Raw genomic sequence first — 1,701 nt, forward strand, 5'->3', positions numbered from 1 at the left:
AGCGTTACCGGCGCTGTCACCGTGGCCGCCGTCACCGCCCGCGCCGCCGTGGGCGACGCCCTCGGTGACGGTGCCCTGTGCGGTGATGTCGCCCATACCACCCGCGCCGCCTACGCCGCCATAACCGTTATCGGTGGCGTCGATATAGGTGCCGCCATTACCGCCATCACCGCCGTTGCCGCCGATGGCTTCACCGTCCTCGAGAGTGCCCCTGATCCGGCCGAGGCCACCAGTGCCGCCGTCGCCGCCCTTGGCACCGCCGATCCCGCCTTCGCCGCCGTTCCCGCCGTCGCCGCCGGTGGCGGTGCCGTCAGCGTTGCCGGTGCCGTTGCCCCAGGCCTGCACCAGACCCATGCCACCGTCGGCCCCGTTACCGCCCACGGTGCCGTCGGCGCCGTTGACACCGCCGTCGCCGCCGTCGCCGCCGGTACCGATACCGCTCGCGGTGGCGTTACCACCGCCGGCCTGCACCCAGCCCATGCCGCCGTTGCCGCCGTTGCCGCCGTTGCCGGCCCCGCCGTGGCCGCCGAGTCCGGTACCCGAAGCAGTCGAGTTGGAGCTTTCCGCTGATAGATGGCCCTGACCGCCGTTGCCGCCGGTCCCGCCATCGCTGGCGGCACCGCCGTTGCCGCCGATGGCGGTCCCGGTGACTTCGGCGTTGGTGGTACCGACCGTGTAGGTCCCGATATTGCCGTCACCACCCTTGCCGCCGTGGCTGCCGACACCGGTTGCGGCACCACCCTTGCCGCCGGTGGCGACGGTGTCTGCATCACCGGCAGTGTTGTCGGTGGTGCGGGCCAGCAGGATGCCTTGACCGCCGTCACCACCGATGCCGCCCTCGCTTCCCAAGCCACCGTCGCCGCCGGTGACGACGCCACCGCCAACCGTGCTGTCCGTGCCACGAGCACCCACCCAGGCTTGCCCGCCGTTGCCGCCAGAACCGCCGGTCTCGCCCGCGCCGCCGTTACCACCTTGAGCGGTGCCAGTCGCTTCAGCGCCGGGGAAAGCTTCGATAAAGGCTTTGCCGCCGCCGCCGCCCTGACCACCGTCGCTGCCGCTGCCGCCGTTACCAGCGTGGGCGGTGGCGTCGTGAATGTTGGCTCCAACCCCAGCCTGGATCAAGGCCTCACCACCGGTGCCACCCTTGCCGCCACTGGTGTCGCCGGTTCCGGCGTTGCCGCCGACGGCGTCGCTGTTCATGACGGTGCTACCGGTCCCGTCGGCGGTAATGGCGGCCGCACCACCAGCAGCGCTGTCGCTGCCGTGGCCGCCGATAGCCGAGACGGTGTCGATGACGGCACCGTCGGTGGCGGTCACGCTGGCGCTGCCGCCGACACCACCGTCACCACCGTTGCCGCCGACCACCGTGGCGCCGGTGACCTTGCTGTTCGCACCGTCAGCGGTAATCGCCGCCGCGCCGCCATCGAAGCCGTCACCGGCGTCGCCGCCGGTGATCGTGCTGTCGGCGACGCTGCCGCCGTTGGTGACCAGCAGTGAAGCACCGCCACCCGAGGCGTTGTCGCTGTCTTGGCCGCTTTCCACCGTGGTGTTCGCGATGGAGCCGCCCTCGGTGACGACCATCGAGTTGCTGGCACCATCGTTGCCGACGACGCCGTTGAGGCCACCGCTGCCGCCGTCGCCACCGTCGACGGTGCCGTCGGTGATGGTGCTGCCCGGCCCGTCGGCGTGGATAAGTGCGCC

The 1,701-nt window shown here is 71.7% G+C and carries 1 pseudogene; it reads right to left on the reverse strand.

Annotated features, from left to right (window positions below):
• A pseudogene (locus tag DQP56_RS24945) lies at nt 1-1,701 on the reverse strand (hypothetical protein); the annotation flags it as partial.

Source organism: Mycolicibacter senuensis, assembly GCF_003284925.1.
Classification (GTDB): domain Bacteria; phylum Actinomycetota; class Actinomycetes; order Mycobacteriales; family Mycobacteriaceae; genus Mycobacterium; species Mycobacterium algericum_A.